This window comes from Paenibacillus tuaregi, assembly GCF_900086655.1.
In the GTDB taxonomy this organism is placed as follows: domain Bacteria; phylum Bacillota; class Bacilli; order Paenibacillales; family Paenibacillaceae; genus Fontibacillus; species Fontibacillus tuaregi.
Genome location: NZ_LT575476.1, coordinates 162,083 through 178,090 on the forward strand (window position 1 = coordinate 162,083; position 16,008 = coordinate 178,090).

At 47.7% G+C, this 16,008-nt stretch carries 17 protein-coding genes and 1 pseudogene; 8 read left to right on the forward strand and 10 right to left on the reverse strand.

All coding sequences use genetic code 11. The features are described from left to right. Positions 1-178 precede the first annotated feature (178 nt). A complete protein-coding gene (locus tag BN6628_RS01160; protein WP_068613086.1) occupies positions 179-1,153 on the reverse strand; it encodes a helix-turn-helix transcriptional regulator in 975 nt (324 codons plus the stop codon). A gap of 128 nt (positions 1,154-1,281) precedes the next feature. Here BN6628_RS01160 and BN6628_RS01165 point away from each other — a divergent pair, with 128 nt between their 5' ends. Further along, positions 1,282-2,175 carry an alpha/beta hydrolase gene (locus BN6628_RS01165; RefSeq protein WP_068613089.1) on the forward strand — a complete coding sequence of 298 codons (894 nt, stop codon included), beginning with the start codon at positions 1,282-1,284 and terminating at the stop codon, positions 2,173-2,175. Positions 2,176-2,244: 69 nt separating this feature from the next. On the opposite strand, the gene modB is transcribed toward BN6628_RS01165, so the two are convergent. The 8 genes from modB to BN6628_RS01205 all read right to left on the reverse strand — a co-directional run bounded on the left by modB (position 2,245) and on the right by BN6628_RS01205 (position 9,038). Next, a complete protein-coding gene (gene modB / locus BN6628_RS01170) occupies positions 2,245-2,904 on the reverse strand; it encodes a molybdate ABC transporter permease subunit (RefSeq protein ID WP_068613092.1) in 660 nt (219 codons plus the stop codon). 29 nt (positions 2,905-2,933) lie between these two features. Continuing rightward, on the reverse strand, positions 2,934-3,722 hold the full coding sequence (modA, locus tag BN6628_RS01175; RefSeq protein WP_068613095.1) for a molybdate ABC transporter substrate-binding protein: 789 nt from the start codon (positions 3,720-3,722) through the stop codon (positions 2,934-2,936). Between the two features lie 297 nt (positions 3,723-4,019). After that, a complete protein-coding gene (locus tag BN6628_RS01180) occupies positions 4,020-4,505 on the reverse strand; it encodes a GyrI-like domain-containing protein (protein ID WP_068613098.1) in 486 nt (161 codons plus the stop codon). A 30-nt stretch (positions 4,506-4,535) separates the two neighbouring features. Then, positions 4,536-5,402, reverse strand: coding sequence for a sigma-70 family RNA polymerase sigma factor (locus tag BN6628_RS01185; RefSeq protein ID WP_068613100.1), 867 nt, complete (start codon positions 5,400-5,402; stop codon positions 4,536-4,538). Between the two features lie 258 nt (positions 5,403-5,660). Next, on the reverse strand, positions 5,661-6,563 hold the full coding sequence (locus BN6628_RS01190; RefSeq protein WP_235847546.1) for a sensor histidine kinase: 903 nt from the start codon (positions 6,561-6,563) through the stop codon (positions 5,661-5,663). A gap of 21 nt (positions 6,564-6,584) precedes the next feature. Continuing rightward, positions 6,585-7,346, reverse strand: coding sequence for an ABC transporter permease (locus BN6628_RS01195; RefSeq protein ID WP_068613103.1), 762 nt, complete (start codon positions 7,344-7,346; stop codon positions 6,585-6,587). Continuing rightward, positions 7,339-8,262 (reverse strand): ATP-binding cassette domain-containing protein, encoded by a 924-nt coding sequence (locus BN6628_RS01200; RefSeq protein ID WP_068613106.1) that lies wholly within the window; start codon positions 8,260-8,262, stop codon positions 7,339-7,341. The genes BN6628_RS01195 and BN6628_RS01200 overlap by 8 nt, the downstream gene beginning before the upstream one ends. A gap of 83 nt (positions 8,263-8,345) precedes the next feature. Continuing rightward, complete coding sequence (locus tag BN6628_RS01205; RefSeq protein WP_068613121.1) at positions 8,346-9,038, reverse strand: response regulator transcription factor; 693 nt, start codon at positions 9,036-9,038, stop codon at positions 8,346-8,348. A gap of 184 nt (positions 9,039-9,222) precedes the next feature. Between BN6628_RS01205 and BN6628_RS01210 the strand changes: the two genes are divergently transcribed. Genes BN6628_RS01210 through BN6628_RS01220 form a run of 3 tightly spaced genes read left to right on the forward strand, consistent with a single transcriptional unit; the run spans position 9,223 to position 10,656 of the window. Continuing rightward, positions 9,223-10,002: a MerR family transcriptional regulator gene (locus tag BN6628_RS01210; RefSeq protein ID WP_235847547.1), complete on the forward strand. Its 780-nt coding sequence runs from the start codon at positions 9,223-9,225 to the stop codon at positions 10,000-10,002. Further along, positions 9,992-10,342 carry a DMT family transporter gene (locus BN6628_RS01215; protein WP_068613124.1) on the forward strand — a complete coding sequence of 117 codons (351 nt, stop codon included), beginning with the start codon at positions 9,992-9,994 and terminating at the stop codon, positions 10,340-10,342. Before BN6628_RS01210 ends, BN6628_RS01215 begins: the two co-directional genes overlap by 11 nt. Continuing rightward, positions 10,342-10,656 carry a DMT family transporter gene (locus tag BN6628_RS01220; protein WP_068613125.1) on the forward strand — a complete coding sequence of 105 codons (315 nt, stop codon included), beginning with the start codon at positions 10,342-10,344 and terminating at the stop codon, positions 10,654-10,656. Before BN6628_RS01215 ends, BN6628_RS01220 begins: the two co-directional genes overlap by 1 nt. 87 nt (positions 10,657-10,743) lie before the next feature. On the opposite strand, the gene BN6628_RS01225 is transcribed toward BN6628_RS01220, so the two are convergent. Further along, complete coding sequence (locus BN6628_RS01225) at positions 10,744-11,880, reverse strand: Gfo/Idh/MocA family protein (protein ID WP_068613126.1); 1,137 nt, start codon at positions 11,878-11,880, stop codon at positions 10,744-10,746. Between the two features lie 112 nt (positions 11,881-11,992). On the opposite strand from BN6628_RS01225, the gene BN6628_RS01230 reads away from it, so the two are divergent. The 4 genes and pseudogenes from BN6628_RS01230 (at position 11,993) to BN6628_RS01245 (ending at position 16,007) form a co-directional block, all read left to right on the forward strand. Next, a complete protein-coding gene (locus BN6628_RS01230; protein ID WP_068613127.1) occupies positions 11,993-12,832 on the forward strand; it encodes a LysR family transcriptional regulator in 840 nt (279 codons plus the stop codon). Positions 12,833-13,284: 452 nt separating this feature from the next. Beyond that, positions 13,285-13,968, forward strand: coding sequence for a response regulator transcription factor (locus tag BN6628_RS01235; RefSeq protein WP_068613130.1), 684 nt, complete (start codon positions 13,285-13,287; stop codon positions 13,966-13,968). Next, the gene (locus BN6628_RS01240; protein ID WP_068613134.1) at positions 13,969-14,970 is read left to right on the forward strand and encodes a sensor histidine kinase; all 1,002 of its coding nucleotides are present in this window, start codon (positions 13,969-13,971) and stop codon (positions 14,968-14,970) included. It begins immediately after the preceding gene. A gap of 98 nt (positions 14,971-15,068) precedes the next feature. Next, positions 15,069-16,007: pseudogene (locus tag BN6628_RS01245) on the forward strand (VanZ family protein). Position 16,008 lies beyond the last annotated feature (1 nt).

Sequence of the window (16,008 nt, forward strand, 5' to 3'; positions counted from 1 at the left end):
GGAGTACGGCAGAGGAGGAGATCTGACGTAACTAAAATCCTCCCAAGTTGCTTAAGGCGGCAATGATTGAATCTATCTCAATGGGCCAAAGTGTTTGATTCAGAAGGTGTTTGAATCGGTGAAAGGGGCTTTTCCGGACAATGGAAAAGCCCCTTAACTTTTTTCTGAAATCAGGAGACTAGGAATTTGGGACATTATACTCTTCGAGAGCACGGACCAGCTTCCTTCTGACAGCTTCTCTTAGTTCTTCCGGCTGGATCACGACCGCTTCAGCGCCGAACGAGAAGAAATATTCAGCAAAGAATCGGATTTCTGTGGGGAAGATCTCCAACTGTAGTATGCCTGTGCCATCCTCGGAGCGATGGATTTCTCCCCAAGGGAAAATCCAGCCTTTATTTCGGAATAACTCAATCCCTTTTGCCGTCAGCTTCACTTTGACATCTACGCTTTCTTGTTTGCTGTAAAAATGAGGTCCCCAGTTCGTTAAATCCACCTCTGCAACGTCTACTGTAGGCGATACCGCTTCAACATTTGCCCAAACGGCCGACCCTATCCGGTCTACCCGGAATAATCGGAAGGCTTTTCGCAAATAGCAGTAGGCTGGGCAAAACCAATATCCCTCATGGGCGTAGATTCCGATGGGTTGAATCGTTCGTTCACTGGTCCCGTACTCGGGATTTCCATAATTGATGGTTACGGGCAACTTTCTAATGGACGCTTGGAGCAATATCTCAAGGTAGCCAGCCCGTTCTGGGCGTGTATGTGTAAAGAAGTCGATTCGATGCCGCATCTCATCGATCTGGCTTTTCACATCATCCGATAAATACCTGTAAAATTTCCGAAGTGCGGATTCTGCAGAGGCTTCGAAGGGAAGCGAACTGAAGTGCCGAAGAGCATGGGAAGCAAAGAATATGGAGAAGGCCTCATTTTCCGTAAATGAAATCGGTGGAAGGGTTCGCTCTGTAAGAACCTGGTATCCACCTCCCGCACCAACTTGAGAGTATAGAGGCACTCCCATTCCACTCAGCTCCTGCAAATCGCGCAGCATGGTTCGGGTAGACACACCAAATTCTTCAGCAAGCTCTTTGACGGTGAATCTCCGCTTCCGATTTACTGCCATCATCAATTCAATCAGGCGCCTCGACTTTCCCATATATATTCACTCTCCCAAGAAATATAGTGACAAGTTTTGTCACAATTATATCATACACTAGGAATAAGCCGGATCGTTGGATGAGATTACGGTAGAGAGCGATTAAAAAAGGAGAAGGAGAATATCATATGTCTAGAGAACAACGTAGAAGTGTAGATGAAATGCTGCGCCGCCCTGAGCCCACCAAGCCACAAACTGTTGAGGAAATGCGTGCGAACTTCGCTGCCATGATGGCAGCTATGAAAGTACCTGAGGACGTGCGGACCACACCGACGACCTTGGGGAATCGGCCCGGCGTGATCGTTGACCCCGACCAGGATACCCGTCCAGGAATCATTTTATATTTCCATGGCGGCTCGTATATTATGGGCTCCCCCTACACAGCCATGTCCCTTACCGCGAATCTGGTCAGTAAGACCCGCATCCGGTCCATCTCGCTCGAGTATCGTCTGGCTCCGGAACATCCATTCCCTGCGGCTCTTGAGGATGCTCTCTCAGCCTATCGTGAGCTTCTGGACAACGGAGCCCAGGCAACGTCTATTGTGTTTGCTGGCGACTCTGCCGGTGGCGGCATCGCTGTCTCGACTTGCCTGATGGCCCGGGATGCAGGTCTGCCGATGCCAGCAGCGATAGCGGCGTTCTCGCCGGGGCTCGATAAGACGCACTCCGGAGCAAGTATGGATAGCAAGGCGGGGATCGACCCGTTCTTCACCCGTGAGAGCTTTAAAGCCACGGATGCGATGTATCTAGCTGGACAGGACCCGAATCATGAACTTTTGAGTCCTGCCAGGTTCGGTGATCTTACCGGCTTCCCACCACTCCTGCTGCAGGTTGGAACTAACGAGCTCCTTCTTGACGACTCCACTCAGTTAGCCGACCGTGCACGGGCAGCAGGCGTGGATGTAATCCTTGACGTTACCGCCGACGTCCCACATGTTTTCCAGGCGTTCACTGGCATTCTCGAAGAAGCCGATCAAGCCCTGGACCGAGCTGCGCTCTTCATTACACAGCATCTCAGATGAACATATGTGTCAAAATTGCCCGTCGTCACTGACACTAGGTCAGTTGATAACGGGCAATTTGTTTAAGCTTTATTTGGCGAAGCGGTTCGATAGTAGAAGCATGAGGAAGGAGAAAACAATCATGGACCCGGCCCATGCCCATGCTAACTGCATGCTTCCTCCGTCCATAGCTACGTATATAGCTGTCGGAATTGTCTGGGTCTTCCCAGGAATATTTCCGGCGATCATCAAGGTTGCACCAAACTCCCCGAGGCCGCGGCAAAAACCCAGGATGTACCCGGCCGTCAAGGAGCGGGCGGCCAATGGGACGGAGATGTAACGGAGGACCTGCCATTCCGTGGCTCCCATCGCTCTGGCGGAATCTTCAAGCTCATGATCGATGCTTTCGAATCCGGCTTTCATCGAACGATAAGCAAGTGGGAAGGCCACGACAACGGCAGCGATGGCAGCTGCCTCCCATGTAAAGACAAACGGGTGGCCGATTAAGTTCTCGTATATTTTGCCAATCCAGCTCTTTCGGCCAAAGCCGACCAGAAGAATAAAGCCGATTACAGTAGGCGGCAGCACGAGCGGCAATAGCAGAATTGCCTCCACGATGCTTTTGCCAAAGAATCGCGCCTTCGCCATGTACCAGGCGATGAAGACAGATAATAGGAAAACAAGCACACTTGCTGTTATTGAGATTTGAATTGAGAGATTAATAGGTTCAAAAAATGCTATCCAGTCCATAATATTTATTTTATCCTAACCAGCGTTTCTTATGGCAAAATAAATCCGAATTTTTTGAAGACTCCACTTGCCTCTTTGGATTGGAGATAGGCATAGAATGCTTTTGCTTCTTTGCTGTGCTTGCTCCCTTTTACCACACCAGCAGGATATACGATTGGCGTATGTACATTAGAGGCAATTCGAAGAGCGATCCTCACTTTTTTCGAGGTGAGCGCATCGGTTTTGTAGACAAAACCGGCATCAGCATTTCCAGTTTCAACATAGGTTAATACCTGACGTACGTCCTTCGCATAGACAAATTTGTCCTGCAGAGCGTTCCAGGTTTTGCGGGCAGTCAGCGTTTCTTTGGCATACTGTCCTGCAGGCACAGACTCTTGCCCGATGGCTATCTTGTTAATATCATTTCCTGTCAGGTCCTTCACTGTGGTGAATGTACGTTTCGAATCGATGGGAACCACCATCACCAATTCGTTGCGCAGGATCGTTTTGCTATCTGAAATTAAGTCCTCTTTAACTAAGGCATCTACTTGCTTCTTGCCAGCTGAGAAGAAAAGGTCTGCAGGAGCCCCTTGCTCAATTTGTTTCTGAAGTGTACCGGAAGACCCATAGTTGAACGTTAAATTGATATCCGGATGTTCTTTCTCATAATTTTTTTCAATTTCGCTTAGGCTGTCCTTAAGGCTGGCAGCTGCAGAGATCAGGATCTCGGTTTTGTCTTTTGCTGCAAAAGCCGGCTGAACCGGTGCAGCCATAGTTGTAAGCAAAAGGGCCAAGCTTAATACTCCATACAAAACTTTTTTCAACAAAATCTCCCCCATGTTCAAAGTTCATTACTTGTAAATGATAGTAACACAGGAAAAATTGTTTTTGTATTATTTAATGATGTTTAGATTGATTTTCAAAGTAAAATATTACACAATTCGTACAATTTTGAATATAAGTAGTTATATTTGATTATATTTAGTATATTATATACTCCTGTTCCATAACTCACTGTTTTATATTAAAGAGATGACACTGAATATATGGAAAAGAAGAGCCTTCGACCCAAATAGGGTCAAAGGCTCTGTGTGTGTTCAAAGACATAACCGGAACATGAAGAGAGACTATGAATGTTATAATTTCCGGATTACCGGTATCCACACTTCGGCCTCTGCGTCGGCCGGATTTCCGTTTAACAAGACTTCGGCAATCGGGCCTCCGCTGTATTCGTAAGGGAAGTCGCCAGTAAGTACCTCTGCGAATGCCTGGTCTTCAAGTTTGTCGAAGGCAAGGCGGGACAACCCGCCCTGACCGCTTAGGATCAGATAGTGGCTTTGGGGAAACAACACCTCTTCCGTTCCGTCTACAAGGGGCTGGGTGGTCAGGACACCGGCATAGTAGAACGTACCGTTATCCTTCGCGGCTACTACCCCATATCCATATTTGCTCTCTGCTAGGGGGTGAAGCAGGGCCAGCTTACCGCTTTGAATGGCAGATATGAAGAACTCGGTCTTGGGAGCTGAATAATTATCGGCATGAATGACAGCCTCTTCATTCAGCAGGGCTGGAAATCCAATGAAACGAAATGCGTCCTTCTCTTCTACTCTGTAATTGCTCACCTTGATGATTCCTCCTTGTTAGGTTGGTTTTCAATTGTCCAACAGTTTTAAATCGAGTCTGCTGATGCGTTTGGAATCGGAGATCAGGTCGATTTCGGCGATCTTTCCCTGCCGTATGGCATATTGGAGTACGTACTGCAGCCGCCCTCCAGGGGCTACGATTACCCCGACGGAGCCGTTTACCAGAGCAGGCTGTGAAGCCTGGATCCGTCCGGCCACCTGCTGGGCCAGATGCTGCGCCCCATGAGTGACGCGCAATCCTCCACCCTGACGGTCGTCCCGGAGCACGACATCCGGGTCGAGTACAGCCAGCAACCGGTCAAAGTCGGCATCCCGAGCCGCAGCGAGGAAGGCTTCGATCAGCTCGCGTTGGTAAGCCAGCGCGGGCTTGTCTTCTTCCGGGCTGTCTCCTCTCACCCGGCGGCGTGCACGGCTGGCCAGCTGCCTGGCGGCCGCCTCGGATTTGCCAAGGATAGAGGCAATTTCGGTGAAGGGGATGGCGAAGATGTCGTGCAGGACAAAAGTGACACGTTCAGACGGATTCAGATTGCCCAGCACAACAAGCATTGCGAGTCCGACCGAATCCGCCAGCAGAACCTCTTGTTCGGGATCACTGTCTGGATGATTCATGAAGGAATGGGACGATTGGACTTCCACAGGCTCCTCACGCCGCGATTTGCGTGTCCGAAGCATGTCGAGGCAGATCCGGGAGACCACGGTGGTCAGCCAACCGCCCAGATTCTCTATAGCTCTGGAATCCGACAGGCTAAGCCGCAGCCAAGCTTCCTGAACCGCATCCTCTGCCTCGCTCCAGGACCCCAGCATCCGATAGGCTACCGCGAGAAGGTGCTTGCGGTTCCCCTCAAATTGTTTCGCTATATGCTCCTGTGCGTTCATCTTTCCGCTTCCTTTTCACTTTAATGTTGTATTCATTAGTTTGACGAATGGCAATTCGATTATGTGACAGGCTTTTATTTATACCAGACCTGAAGGGGAGATTATGGAGTAGTTCTGAATGCTCGGGATGATTTTAAAGACCGGATCGAGAAGTTTTTGAAAAGAGGGGGGAGGGTCTCTTAGGATCTTTCTAGGGGGATCAGAAAACTGCAGAGAAAGACGGTATGGATGAAGATTATAAATGGATCGGCACCTGCACTAAGGGGAGTTATATACGTCCCATCGGCAAGTCATCCGCAACTGATCCCCTTGCAGCTCTGCGGTTAATGTTCCCCCCATCTTGTTCATCAGACTTTTGGCGATGGAGAGACCTAGTCCCGACGTCTGGGCGGATCGGGCGCGATCTGCGGTATAGAACCGGTCGAACAGAAGGCTGACATCGCTCCCGGCCAGTTCCTTCGCCTCGTTGACAATTATCAATGAGACGGAACCCCCCTGCCGTTCAAAGCTGATTTCGACCTGATCTCTAGCATATTTGGCTGTATTGACCAGCAAATTTTCTGCTACCCTGCGCACAGCCGATTCGTCGGCGTAGATGTTTACTCTTTCCTTTGTTAATCGTATGGTCGGCGTTATTCCTTGTTCACTGAATAGATCGTAAAAACCGACCAGAATATCGGAAATCAGGCCGGTCATTTCAATCTTTTCAGTTTTAAGATAATCATCCGGTGATTCAATAACGGCAAGCTCAAAGAAATCGTTAAGCAGCGCCTGCAGACGCTTTGTCCGATTTTTGACGATCCCTACATATTCACGCTTTTCCTCTGTCGTTATGTTATCCGCCTCCAGCAATTGAATATATCCCAAAATGGAGGTCAAAGGGGTACGGATATCATGGGACATGTTTACAGCCGCTTGTCGAAACTCCCGCTGTATACGTTTCTTTTGAGCTTCCGCTTCGACGATCAAATGGGACTGACGATTAATTTGTCCGGCAAGCTCTTCGAGCTTTTGATCAAAGAGTGCCACGTCGATTTTCTTTCCGGTAATTCCTTCATTATAGCTGCGCAATTGCTCTGTCATCCGTCCCAGTTCCCGCCGCAGCATCACCAGGCGGATCAGCAGGAGAGCCGCCACCAAAATCATGATCAGAATAAGCAACAAGCTCTCCCCTTCCGTCTCTTATTTAATATCTTTTCTCCGGAATACGAGAATGCCCAAAATTGCAGATACAGCAATCGTCAGTATCGGCGCAATCAGAAGAGCAGGCCAATCCCCGCTTTCGATGTTGAGCCGGCCGATATCGCCAGTCAGTTTGAAGATAGAATACTTGTACAACGTTTCAACAAATTTCAGCTTTGAGCCTATGCCTGCCAAGGCTACATCGATGACCAGGAAAAAGATCATAGAGAAGCCGATCGTTTTACCGCTGTCGGTAAGAATTGCGGTAAACAGTGCTCCGATGGCCGCGTAAGCTGCGGTATACAGTATGGTTAGAACGAGCACCCGCAGCAGGAATATCGCCCCACTGCCCTCTGGCAATTGCCCGAAACCCGAAAGCAATGTGACTTCGACCGTGCTGACGATAGGGAAAACAAGCGAAATTGCCGCTGCCCCGATTGCGAATACGGTCAGTTTTGCCATATACAGCCGTCCTCTTGTATTGCCCGATGATGCGATCGTCTTCATGACGCCGGTCGCATATTCGTTGGAGATGAAGAAGCCGGCCAATACCGCCACGCCGAATTTGATGACATAGGCATTGCTCGAAAGGAAGGTGAGCAGGAATTCGGCGCCTGTAAACTGCGGCTTCCCGCTTGAGCGGTGATCGAAGTAATACAGCAAAGGATAGGCAAGCGATAGGACGGTAAGCGCGATCAGCAGCGTCCAGAACGAACGATTCTTACGGAGTTTGAATAACTCCACCCGGATCAGATTATACATGAGGAGTACCCCCGATCCGTTTCGTAAAATAGCTCTCCAGGTCTTCGCCCATCGGCATAAACTTCTCGATTTCTAGCCCAGCCGAGAATAACGCCGACGACAAATGACTCGGCTTCTCCATTTGGCTGTACAGCTTGATGGCTCCGTCCTGCATCACTTCAAAATCGGCCGTTCCCATCTCATTCTGTATGACTGCGGCCGCCTTGCCTGGATCGTTTACTTGGATATAGATGTACTGCTGGCATCTTTCGTTTAATTCATCGGCAGTCAGCTGCTCCAGCAATTTCCCGCGATGGATGATCCCGTAATGGCTAGCCATCAAATGCAGTTCGCTAAGAATATGGCTGGAGATCATGATCGTTATGCCTAGTTCCCGGTTTAACGTCTTTAGCAGTTCGCGCATTTCGATAACGCCCATCGGATCGAGGCCGTTGGTTGGCTCATCCAGAATGATAAACTCGGGATCGCCCAGCAGCGCAATCGCAAGACCCAGCCGCTGTTTCATACCCAGAGAGAAATTTTTGGCTTTCTTGTTACCAGTCCCTTCCAGTCCAACCTGCTTCAGCATTCGGGGAACACAATCCTTGCCGGGGATGCCCCGCAAGATCCGATTTGCCTCCAGATTCTCGTGAGCGGTCATATGGGGGAACAGGGCGGGGCTTTCAATGATCGAACCCATCCGCTTGCGAGCCTGGATCAAGGCCTGCTCTCCGCTTGCACCAAACAGCTCCAGTGATCCTTCGGTCGGAAAAGCGAGTCCGGTTACAAGGCGGATTAACGTGGACTTTCCTGCGCCATTTTGCCCAATAAATCCGTAAATTGCACCTTTGCGAATGGACAAGTTGACTTTATCGAGCGCTTGATGGCCTTTGAATTTTTTGGACAGGTTATTTGTTTTTAGAACATACTCTTGCATGTTTCTCTTGGCCTCCTTTGTGTGATAGACCAAGTATAGAAATGAAATCATAAGAGAAGCTAAAGCCAAAACTTAAGAATGTCTTAAGCCTTGAGGCGATAGCCCATTCCCCATACCGTCTCAATAAACTCACATTCCGGAGCCTCTTTGGCAAGCTTGCCCCGCAAATTGCTCATATGAACGTTGATGATGTTGTCGTCTCCATAGAAGTTCTCCCCCCATACCCGCTCGTATAAGTTGGCCTTCGTGAACACCTTCTTTGGGGCTGACATTAACAGTCCTAAGATTTCGAACTCCCGTGCTGTGAGATTCAGCTCCGTTCCGTTTACTTTTACCGTCATGGCGTCCCGATCAAGCACAAGGCTTTTATGCTCCAGCACGTTAGGGGGAGCGGGCTGCCCAATGCGGGCATACAAATGCAGTTGAGAATCAATTCGGGCTGAGACTTCCTCGATATCAAAAGGTTTTGTAATGAAATCGCTGGCCCCTCCGCGCAGGACGGACACCTTGGTTTTGGGTTCACCTTTGGCTGAAATAACAATAACGGGCATATCGTCACGCCCTTCAATTTGGTGCAGCAATTCTTCACCTGTCATTCCAGGCAGCATCAGATCAAGAAGCAGCATGCTCCATTGACGCTGCTGAAGATAGAGCAGGGCTTCCGTACCTGAGAAGGCGGGCTGCGGAATATACCCGCTTTTTTTAATGATACTGCACAGCAATTGGCTGATGTCGTTGTCGTCTTCGGCAACGAGTATATGGATCGGATTGTTCATAGGTTCTCCTTATGTTGATTATGACTCCCTGATTTTACCATAGTTGAAACAACGTATCGATTACATAATCCGCAGCCTCATCTGGCTGTGGATTTTTGCCCTCCGTCTCCCTGCAAATCCATCCTCAAAAGACTTGACTCTCACGTTAACTGGAGACTATATACTGTTGTTGAGAGGTGAGGCCATGATGTACAGCATTGGTGCATTGTCCAAGAAGACCAACATTTCTATTCGAACACTGAGATATTATGACGAGATCGGTTTATTGAAACCTGCAAAGGTAGTTGAATCGGGCTACCGGTACTATTCCAATGAGGAGATCAAAGTGCTCCAGCATATAGCTGCATTGAAGGAGCTCGGTTTTACACTAGCAACCATCAAGGAAATGTTGTCCGCAGGGAAAGATTCGCAGCAGGGGCACCGCTGGAAGGATTATCTGGATTTTGAGCTGGCGGCAGTTAGGAAAGAAAAGAATCGCCTGGATGAGCTGGAGAAGCTGCTGCAAATCGCAAGCTATGCCTTGGAAATGAAGGGGGAGATCGAATCGGAGGATATCTTTCTTTTTATTAAGGCGCTCCAATCCCCCTCTGAAATTAGAGAGACATTTCTTGCCCAGCACTTTTCAGAGCACGAAATTGAAATTATTAAAAACTTGCCGAACCTCAGCTTGAACGATCCCCGAAGCATGGAATGGGCGAGGCTGATTCGAAAGGTTAAGGAGAATATGCATGAGCCTCCTTCTTCTATCATTTCTCAGAAGCTTGCGGAGGAAATCCTGGAGATATCCATGGAATGGTTCCAGCAAGACGAGCAGCTCATTGACAGGTATTGGTCATTGATCCGCCCTGAAGAAGGGACGGAAGCGAAGGTGTACGGAATGGATACCGATGTGATGGATCATATCGAGCAAATTGTTGATTATTATTTAAGCCATTTAGAGGAGGGGGACGGCAATGACAGCTAAATCGTATAAGCAGGTAAGCGAGCCGAGAGCATGGGCTTATGTGCTCTTGGGGGGACTGCTGGAGATCGTGTGGGCAAGCGGGTTCAAATATGAGGCCATTCCTGGCCTTATCGTTCTTGGCGCCGTGTTGGCAAGCTTTGAGTTAATTGTTCGGGCAACCAGAACATTGCCGGTTGGAACGGTATATGCCGTATTTACAGGAATCGGAACTTTGGGCACGACGATGATGGAAGTCTTGCTGTCTGGCGGAGCGATTAGCCTAGAGAGGATTGCTTTCATTTTATTGTTGTTAGCCTGCATCATTGCATTGAAATTGTCGGGAAAAGGAAGTGAGGCTTGATGGACTGGATGTTGCTTATTGCGGCGGGTCTGTTGGAGATTGTCGGGGTAATCGGCATTAAACGCGTAGCAAAGGATTATAATTGGACTAATAATATCATTCTTATAGGCGGGTTCGTCCTCAGCTTCCAGCTGCTAATCAGAGCTATGGAGACCATCCCGCTGGCGACAGCTTATGCGGTTTGGACGGGGATTGGGTCAGTGGGAGCTGCCATTGTTGGAATGATCTTTTTTAAGGAATCAAAAAGCTGGCTTCGTATCGGCTCTATCTTGGGAATTATCTTTGCTGTTATTGGGTTAAAGATGGTTGGTTAATATGGGGTGCCAATTGTTGTTTTTAAACAAGTCGTCGGGCACTCGGGATAGTAAGCCAGCCATAATAGCTGGCTTACTTGTATATCCTCAAGCTTCATTTATCCCAAGTTCGCTCCCCCCAGTCATCCTCACCTTCTCCCCCGTCCGCGCTGAAATCTCAATAGTATCGATCAACCGATGCAGCGCCGAAGCACTATAAAAATCAGGCGTACCAGCTGTACCCGTCAGGATATCCTTCGCAAAAGATTGATGTGCCCGAAACACGTTGGTAAAAGGGGACTTTTCCTGATCCTCCTTGACCACGATGAAGTCATCAGGCTGGCTGGTGGCGATGGATTGGGGGGAATCATACTTAGCCACCGATACATGCAGTCGTCCATACTGAGGGTGTCCGATGGATTGATTCTGGCCCAATCGAATGACTCCGTGTTCTCCTTGAATTTCCAATAGAAATTGAGGGTAGGCTCCTCCCTGCAGATGCACGGCGATCGGTATGTTGGCATTAAGCTTGCCCTGGATCAGGTACTGATCCGCGGTGTTCTTCTCGATTTTGGCGTCACTCTCTATGATGCGGGCTTCGGTATAATGGGTATGATGGCTTGCTTGAACTTCGGTGAACTGTCCAAAGATGAACGTTACAATGTCCAAGGCATGTCCTCCGTTGATGCTGAGCAGGGTTGCCCCATTCTTGTTATCTAAAATATAACTGCTGCCCTGATCCACCCAGTTGCCCTTAGCCTGTGTAGACACCTTCATATGGACCGATAGAATCTTTCCGAACTCTTGGTTATCTATCATTTGCTTCACAAGCTGCACTTCTTCGGATTGCCGAGACTGCAGACCAATCACATGCCGGATTGGCGAATGCCGGAGTTCTTCCATAATCGAATGGACTTCCTCAAGATTTGCAGCCAGCGGCCATTCGCAGTAAACATGTTTCTGGGCCTGGATGGTGTCCAGTACGATCTGTTTGTGATACGGAGCTTTTACACTGACAATAACCATATCGACCTGATCGGACTCCAGCATCTTGGAATAATCATCATAGGCCTCCACAGCGCCAATTTCTTGAGCGGCTTCCTGGGCGGAGGTCAACTTGGTTGTGGCAACGGCGGTGATTTGGTGATGTCGGCTTTGAAGCAAAGCCGGAATATGTGTGGAACTGGCCCACCGGTTGCGCAAGGACCCTCCGATAATGCCTACTTTTAGACGTTGTTCACTCATAACAGTCCCTCCCCTTATTTTCTCAACAGCAGTATAATACGTAATATATATCATTAAAAATGTTTAAATTTGATACACATATCAATATTTAAGATGGGAGAAGAATGAGGTCATGGATATTGAAAATATGAGAGCTTTTGTCGCGGTGGCCGAGCATCAGAGTATCTCCTTGGCTGCGAAGGAGCTGCATCAGCTGCAATCGAACATGACCGCCAAAATTAAAAAAATCGAACATGAATTCAATAAAGAGCTATTCTACCGGAGACCCAGAGGGATGGAGTTGAACGGGGACGGGGAGAAGCTCTATGCCCAGTTCAAGAAGATCATCTCCATGTGGGAAGAGACCCGTACGTTGATGAGTGAGGAAAGTCCGGTGCTGAAGCTTGGACTCATGGGGAGTAAACATCCAAACCATTTCGATCAGGCCATGCGGAACTTGTATCAGAAATACAAGGATTTGAAGATGACCATTCGAACAGGAAGTACGACCAAGATTGAGGAGGATCTTGCAAGCGGGGTGATCGACATTGGTTTTCTGGTTGGAAAAATGGACCATGCAGCCCTCCATTACAGGAAATATGGCACCGAAAAATTGGTCTTGGTTGGCAAGCATGCGGAGAGACCTCTTCAGGAAATTTTAGAGTGTGAGAATCTGATTATTTCCTCTCAGAACTGTTATTACAAGAAGATCATCGACCAGTTACTCGAAGACCATAATATATCCAGGTCTGATTATGTGGAAATAGCCGCTTTGGATTCGATGATTACGATGTGTCAGCTGGGTATGGGGGTAACGCTGCTGCCGGAGGCCGATATGGGCAAGTTAGGGATCGGTAAGTATAGAGAGACCGGATTCAGCTACTGTGAAATTGAAAAATATATTTGTTACAGAAAAAATCATAAAATTACGGGAATCGAGCAGCAGTTGATTAATATGATCGTTACCGTATAGGGAAGACGTTCGATTTTTAAGTTCAAGATTAGATACAGATTAGATACGGTGAATTTTAGAATTGCCAATAGGCAATAGTGTGAAATGATTATGGAGAAGCAAAGCGTTCGCCTTTGTGACTGGACTTCTACCTTATAAATTCAATTCAAGAAGTCTGGGAACAACAGCGATCGGAAGAACATTTCACACGGCTGTCTTACTTGTAATTCAATTTATATAAAATGAACTTTAAAAAATTAACAATCTCAGCTTCGATCCCGAGTGATTCTGAAGAAGCGGAGCGTCCACCTTTGTCCCCGAAATGCCTCTACTTGGATATCTAGTTCAAGCATTTCGGAGACAACAGTGGCCTTAAAGAACACTTGGCATCGCAGCGCTCTATAAGGGTACCTTCATAAGTTCATTTTATTTATATATTAATTATTCTTAAAACAACAGTTAGGGTGACTGAGATGAAGATTTTATTAGTCGAAGATGATCGAACGATCGCGTCTGGTCTGGAATATTCGCTGCAGCAGGATCAATTTTCCACCGTCCTTTGTTATGATGCTGCTTCTGCTAGAAAGGTGCTGGATGACGAACTAGATCAACTCGCTTTATGTTTGTTTGATTTATCGCTTCCGGATGGGAGCGGTTATGATTTGTGCAGAATGGTCAAAGAGCGGAGTGATATTCCGGTCATTTTCTTAACGGCAATCGATGATGAGGTCAATGTGGTTATGGGGCTGGATATGGGGGCCGACGATTACATTACGAAGCCTTTCCGTATTCGTGAGCTTCTCTCGCGGATCAAATCTGTCCTGCGGAGATACCATAAGCCGTCACAGTCCAAACCATTCATTGATTTGCACAATGTCCGCATTAATACGCTGGAAGGTAAAGTGTATAAGAACGGGGCTGAAGTATCGTTGACCGCGTTAGAGTACCGCTTATTGCTGATTTTTGCCAACCATATTGGACAGGTTCTATCAAGAAATCAGCTTCTGGAGCAGATTTGGGATGTGGCCGGTGATTTCGTGAACGACAATACACTAACCGTGTATATTAAACGGCTGAGAGAGAAGTTAGAGGATGATCCGCAGCAGCCGGCGATAATCAGGACCGTACGGGGTTTGGGATATAAGGTGGGGGATTAGATGCTGCGTAATCGGGAGATTCAAATTTTGTTGGCCGTCATGGGCTCGATCGGTATAACGGCGGCCGCAGCTGCTGCCTTCTTTTCGTCCGTCGCGGCGATATTTGTCTTCGTTGTATCCATGCTGTTTGGGGGCAGCATTCTGGTATTCACGGGTTGGAGATATCGCGAGCTGGAGAAGCTCTCCGCCTATTTACGTCAGGTTAGCAGCGGCAACTATTCCCTGGACGTTCGTGATAATCAGGAAGGCGAGCTTAGCATTCTGAAGAATGATATTTATAAAATGACACTCATGCTATCGGAGCAGCGGTCGCTTCTACAGCGGGATAAAATGAAACTGACCGATGCCATTTCCGACATCTCTCATCAGCTCAAAACACCGCTTACCTCGATGACGGTCATGGCGGATTTGTTAAGCAGCCCTGATCTGCCGCCAGCCAAAAGATCAGAGTTCACCCACAATATCCGTATCCAGTTGGAGCGGATTGATTGGCTCGTCTCTTCTTTACTAAAGCTCTCCAAAATCGACGCACAGACCATCCAGTTCAAACAGGATCAAATTTCGGTGAAAAGGCTTATCCAGAAGGCATTAGAGCCGGTTCTTATTCCGATGGATATTAAGGAACAGACGGTTTCGATTCAGGGTGATGACCATGTCTCTTTTGTGGGCGACTTCAATTGGACGGCAGAAGCTATCATCAATATTTTGAAAAACGCCGTGGAGCACACGGATCAAGGCGGGAGTATCAACATTTCTTTTTCAGAAAATGCACTGTTTACAGAAATTGTGATCACCGATAACGGAAAAGGCATTCCCAAGGAGGACTTGCCGTATATTTTCAAACGTTTCTATAGAGGGAAGAATGCTGGCGAGGGGAGCATTGGGATTGGTCTTGCCATGGCCCACAGCATTATTGCCAGCCAGAACGGTGTGATCGATGTAACGAGCGACAGCCAGCAGGGCACGGAGTTTCGGATTAAGCTGTATAAACAAGTGATTTAACCAACCATAAGTGACTAAACTGTCACCTTCATAGTCACCTGAGAGTCATTTTAGACATATAAAATGATATTCATCAGATGAACGATGGAGGTAAGACGATGGATTCAAAGCAGCAACGAAAAACTATTTTCACTATCACGATATTCTACACCCTCTTTATTCTTTATTTTTTGTTTTTCGCTTTCGGCAGAGTAGGTAAGGCAGGTCTAATCAAGGAGTACACCTTTATTTTTTTACCGGAGGATTTCTTCAGGATGCCAAGCCTATCTGATCTTCTACATCCTACGGTGATGGATTTGGTGGGACTCGGGAACATCGCAGCCTTCATTCCTTTTGGCATATTGATTCCGCTATTATATCGGACTAACTTTGTTCGCTTTATGGCCTTGTTCATTTTGTCCATTCTCGTGATTGAGACCATTCAGGCCCTAACTTTCCTCGGCAGCTTCGACATGAACGACGTCATACAGAACTCAATAGGCGCAGCCATCGGATTCGGGGCGTACAAGCTTGGCTTTCGTACCCAAAATATCTGGAGAAATATCGCTGCAACGGGCATTTCCGGTATGGTCTTGATGCTTGGGGTGTGGGGGGTCTTCGGAGTGCTTGACCAAGTGTTCACCAAAGACATGGGCCCTTTTGTGGCGATCAACGAATTGAAGGATAGTGCTGGAAGTATAGCAACAGCAACTAAACCGTCCAGTCTTAAGATTGGCGGTCAAGACGTGAAACCCAAATATAATGTATACAGCACCGAAGGTAAAAACAAGAAAACGTATACATATTCGTTAGACAATAAGGAGGAAGTATATTTTTTCTTGAATTATGGAATTCCCGATGGAAAGGAACTGCGTGGCAGCATCAGGATTACCGTTGATGGAGAAGAGTTCTTTTCTATATCTGCAGAAGGCCAGCGCCAAGAGCCAGCTATGAGCTCAATTTACCTCTCCTAGGCCAAGGAGCTTACGATCACCATTGAGGGGAATGAAACCCTATGGGATGTTGGCTTTAGAGAGATGGTATATATCTGGAATTAAG

What these genes read in the sequence shown, in the direction of transcription:
- BN6628_RS01200 (WP_068613106.1), bottom strand. Translation starts at nt 8,262, where the DNA reads ATGCAAGAGTATGTTCTAAAAACAAATAACCTGTCCAAAAAATTCAAA.
- BN6628_RS01165 (WP_068613089.1), top strand. Translation starts at nt 1,282, where the DNA reads ATGTCTAGAGAACAACGTAGAAGTGTAGATGAAATGCTGCGCCGCCCT.
- BN6628_RS01225 (WP_068613126.1), bottom strand. Translation starts at nt 11,880, where the DNA reads ATGAGTGAACAACGTCTAAAAGTAGGCATTATCGGAGGGTCCTTGCGC.
- BN6628_RS01235 (WP_068613130.1), top strand. Translation starts at nt 13,285, where the DNA reads ATGAAGATTTTATTAGTCGAAGATGATCGAACGATCGCGTCTGGTCTG.
- modB (WP_068613092.1), bottom strand. Translation starts at nt 2,904, where the DNA reads ATGGACTGGATAGCATTTTTTGAACCTATTAATCTCTCAATTCAAATC.
- BN6628_RS01210 (WP_235847547.1), top strand. Translation starts at nt 9,223, where the DNA reads ATGATGTACAGCATTGGTGCATTGTCCAAGAAGACCAACATTTCTATT.
- BN6628_RS01195 (WP_068613103.1), bottom strand. Translation starts at nt 7,346, where the DNA reads ATGTATAATCTGATCCGGGTGGAGTTATTCAAACTCCGTAAGAATCGT.
- BN6628_RS01215 (WP_068613124.1), top strand. Translation starts at nt 9,992, where the DNA reads ATGACAGCTAAATCGTATAAGCAGGTAAGCGAGCCGAGAGCATGGGCT.
- BN6628_RS01160 (WP_068613086.1), bottom strand. Translation starts at nt 1,153, where the DNA reads ATGGGAAAGTCGAGGCGCCTGATTGAATTGATGATGGCAGTAAATCGG.
- BN6628_RS01240 (WP_068613134.1), top strand. Translation starts at nt 13,969, where the DNA reads ATGCTGCGTAATCGGGAGATTCAAATTTTGTTGGCCGTCATGGGCTCG.
- BN6628_RS01220 (WP_068613125.1), top strand. Translation starts at nt 10,342, where the DNA reads ATGGACTGGATGTTGCTTATTGCGGCGGGTCTGTTGGAGATTGTCGGG.
- BN6628_RS01205 (WP_068613121.1), bottom strand. Translation starts at nt 9,038, where the DNA reads ATGAACAATCCGATCCATATACTCGTTGCCGAAGACGACAACGACATC.
- BN6628_RS01230 (WP_068613127.1), top strand. Translation starts at nt 11,993, where the DNA reads ATGGATATTGAAAATATGAGAGCTTTTGTCGCGGTGGCCGAGCATCAG.
- modA (WP_068613095.1), bottom strand. Translation starts at nt 3,722, where the DNA reads ATGGGGGAGATTTTGTTGAAAAAAGTTTTGTATGGAGTATTAAGCTTG.
- BN6628_RS01185 (WP_068613100.1), bottom strand. Translation starts at nt 5,402, where the DNA reads ATGAACGCACAGGAGCATATAGCGAAACAATTTGAGGGGAACCGCAAG.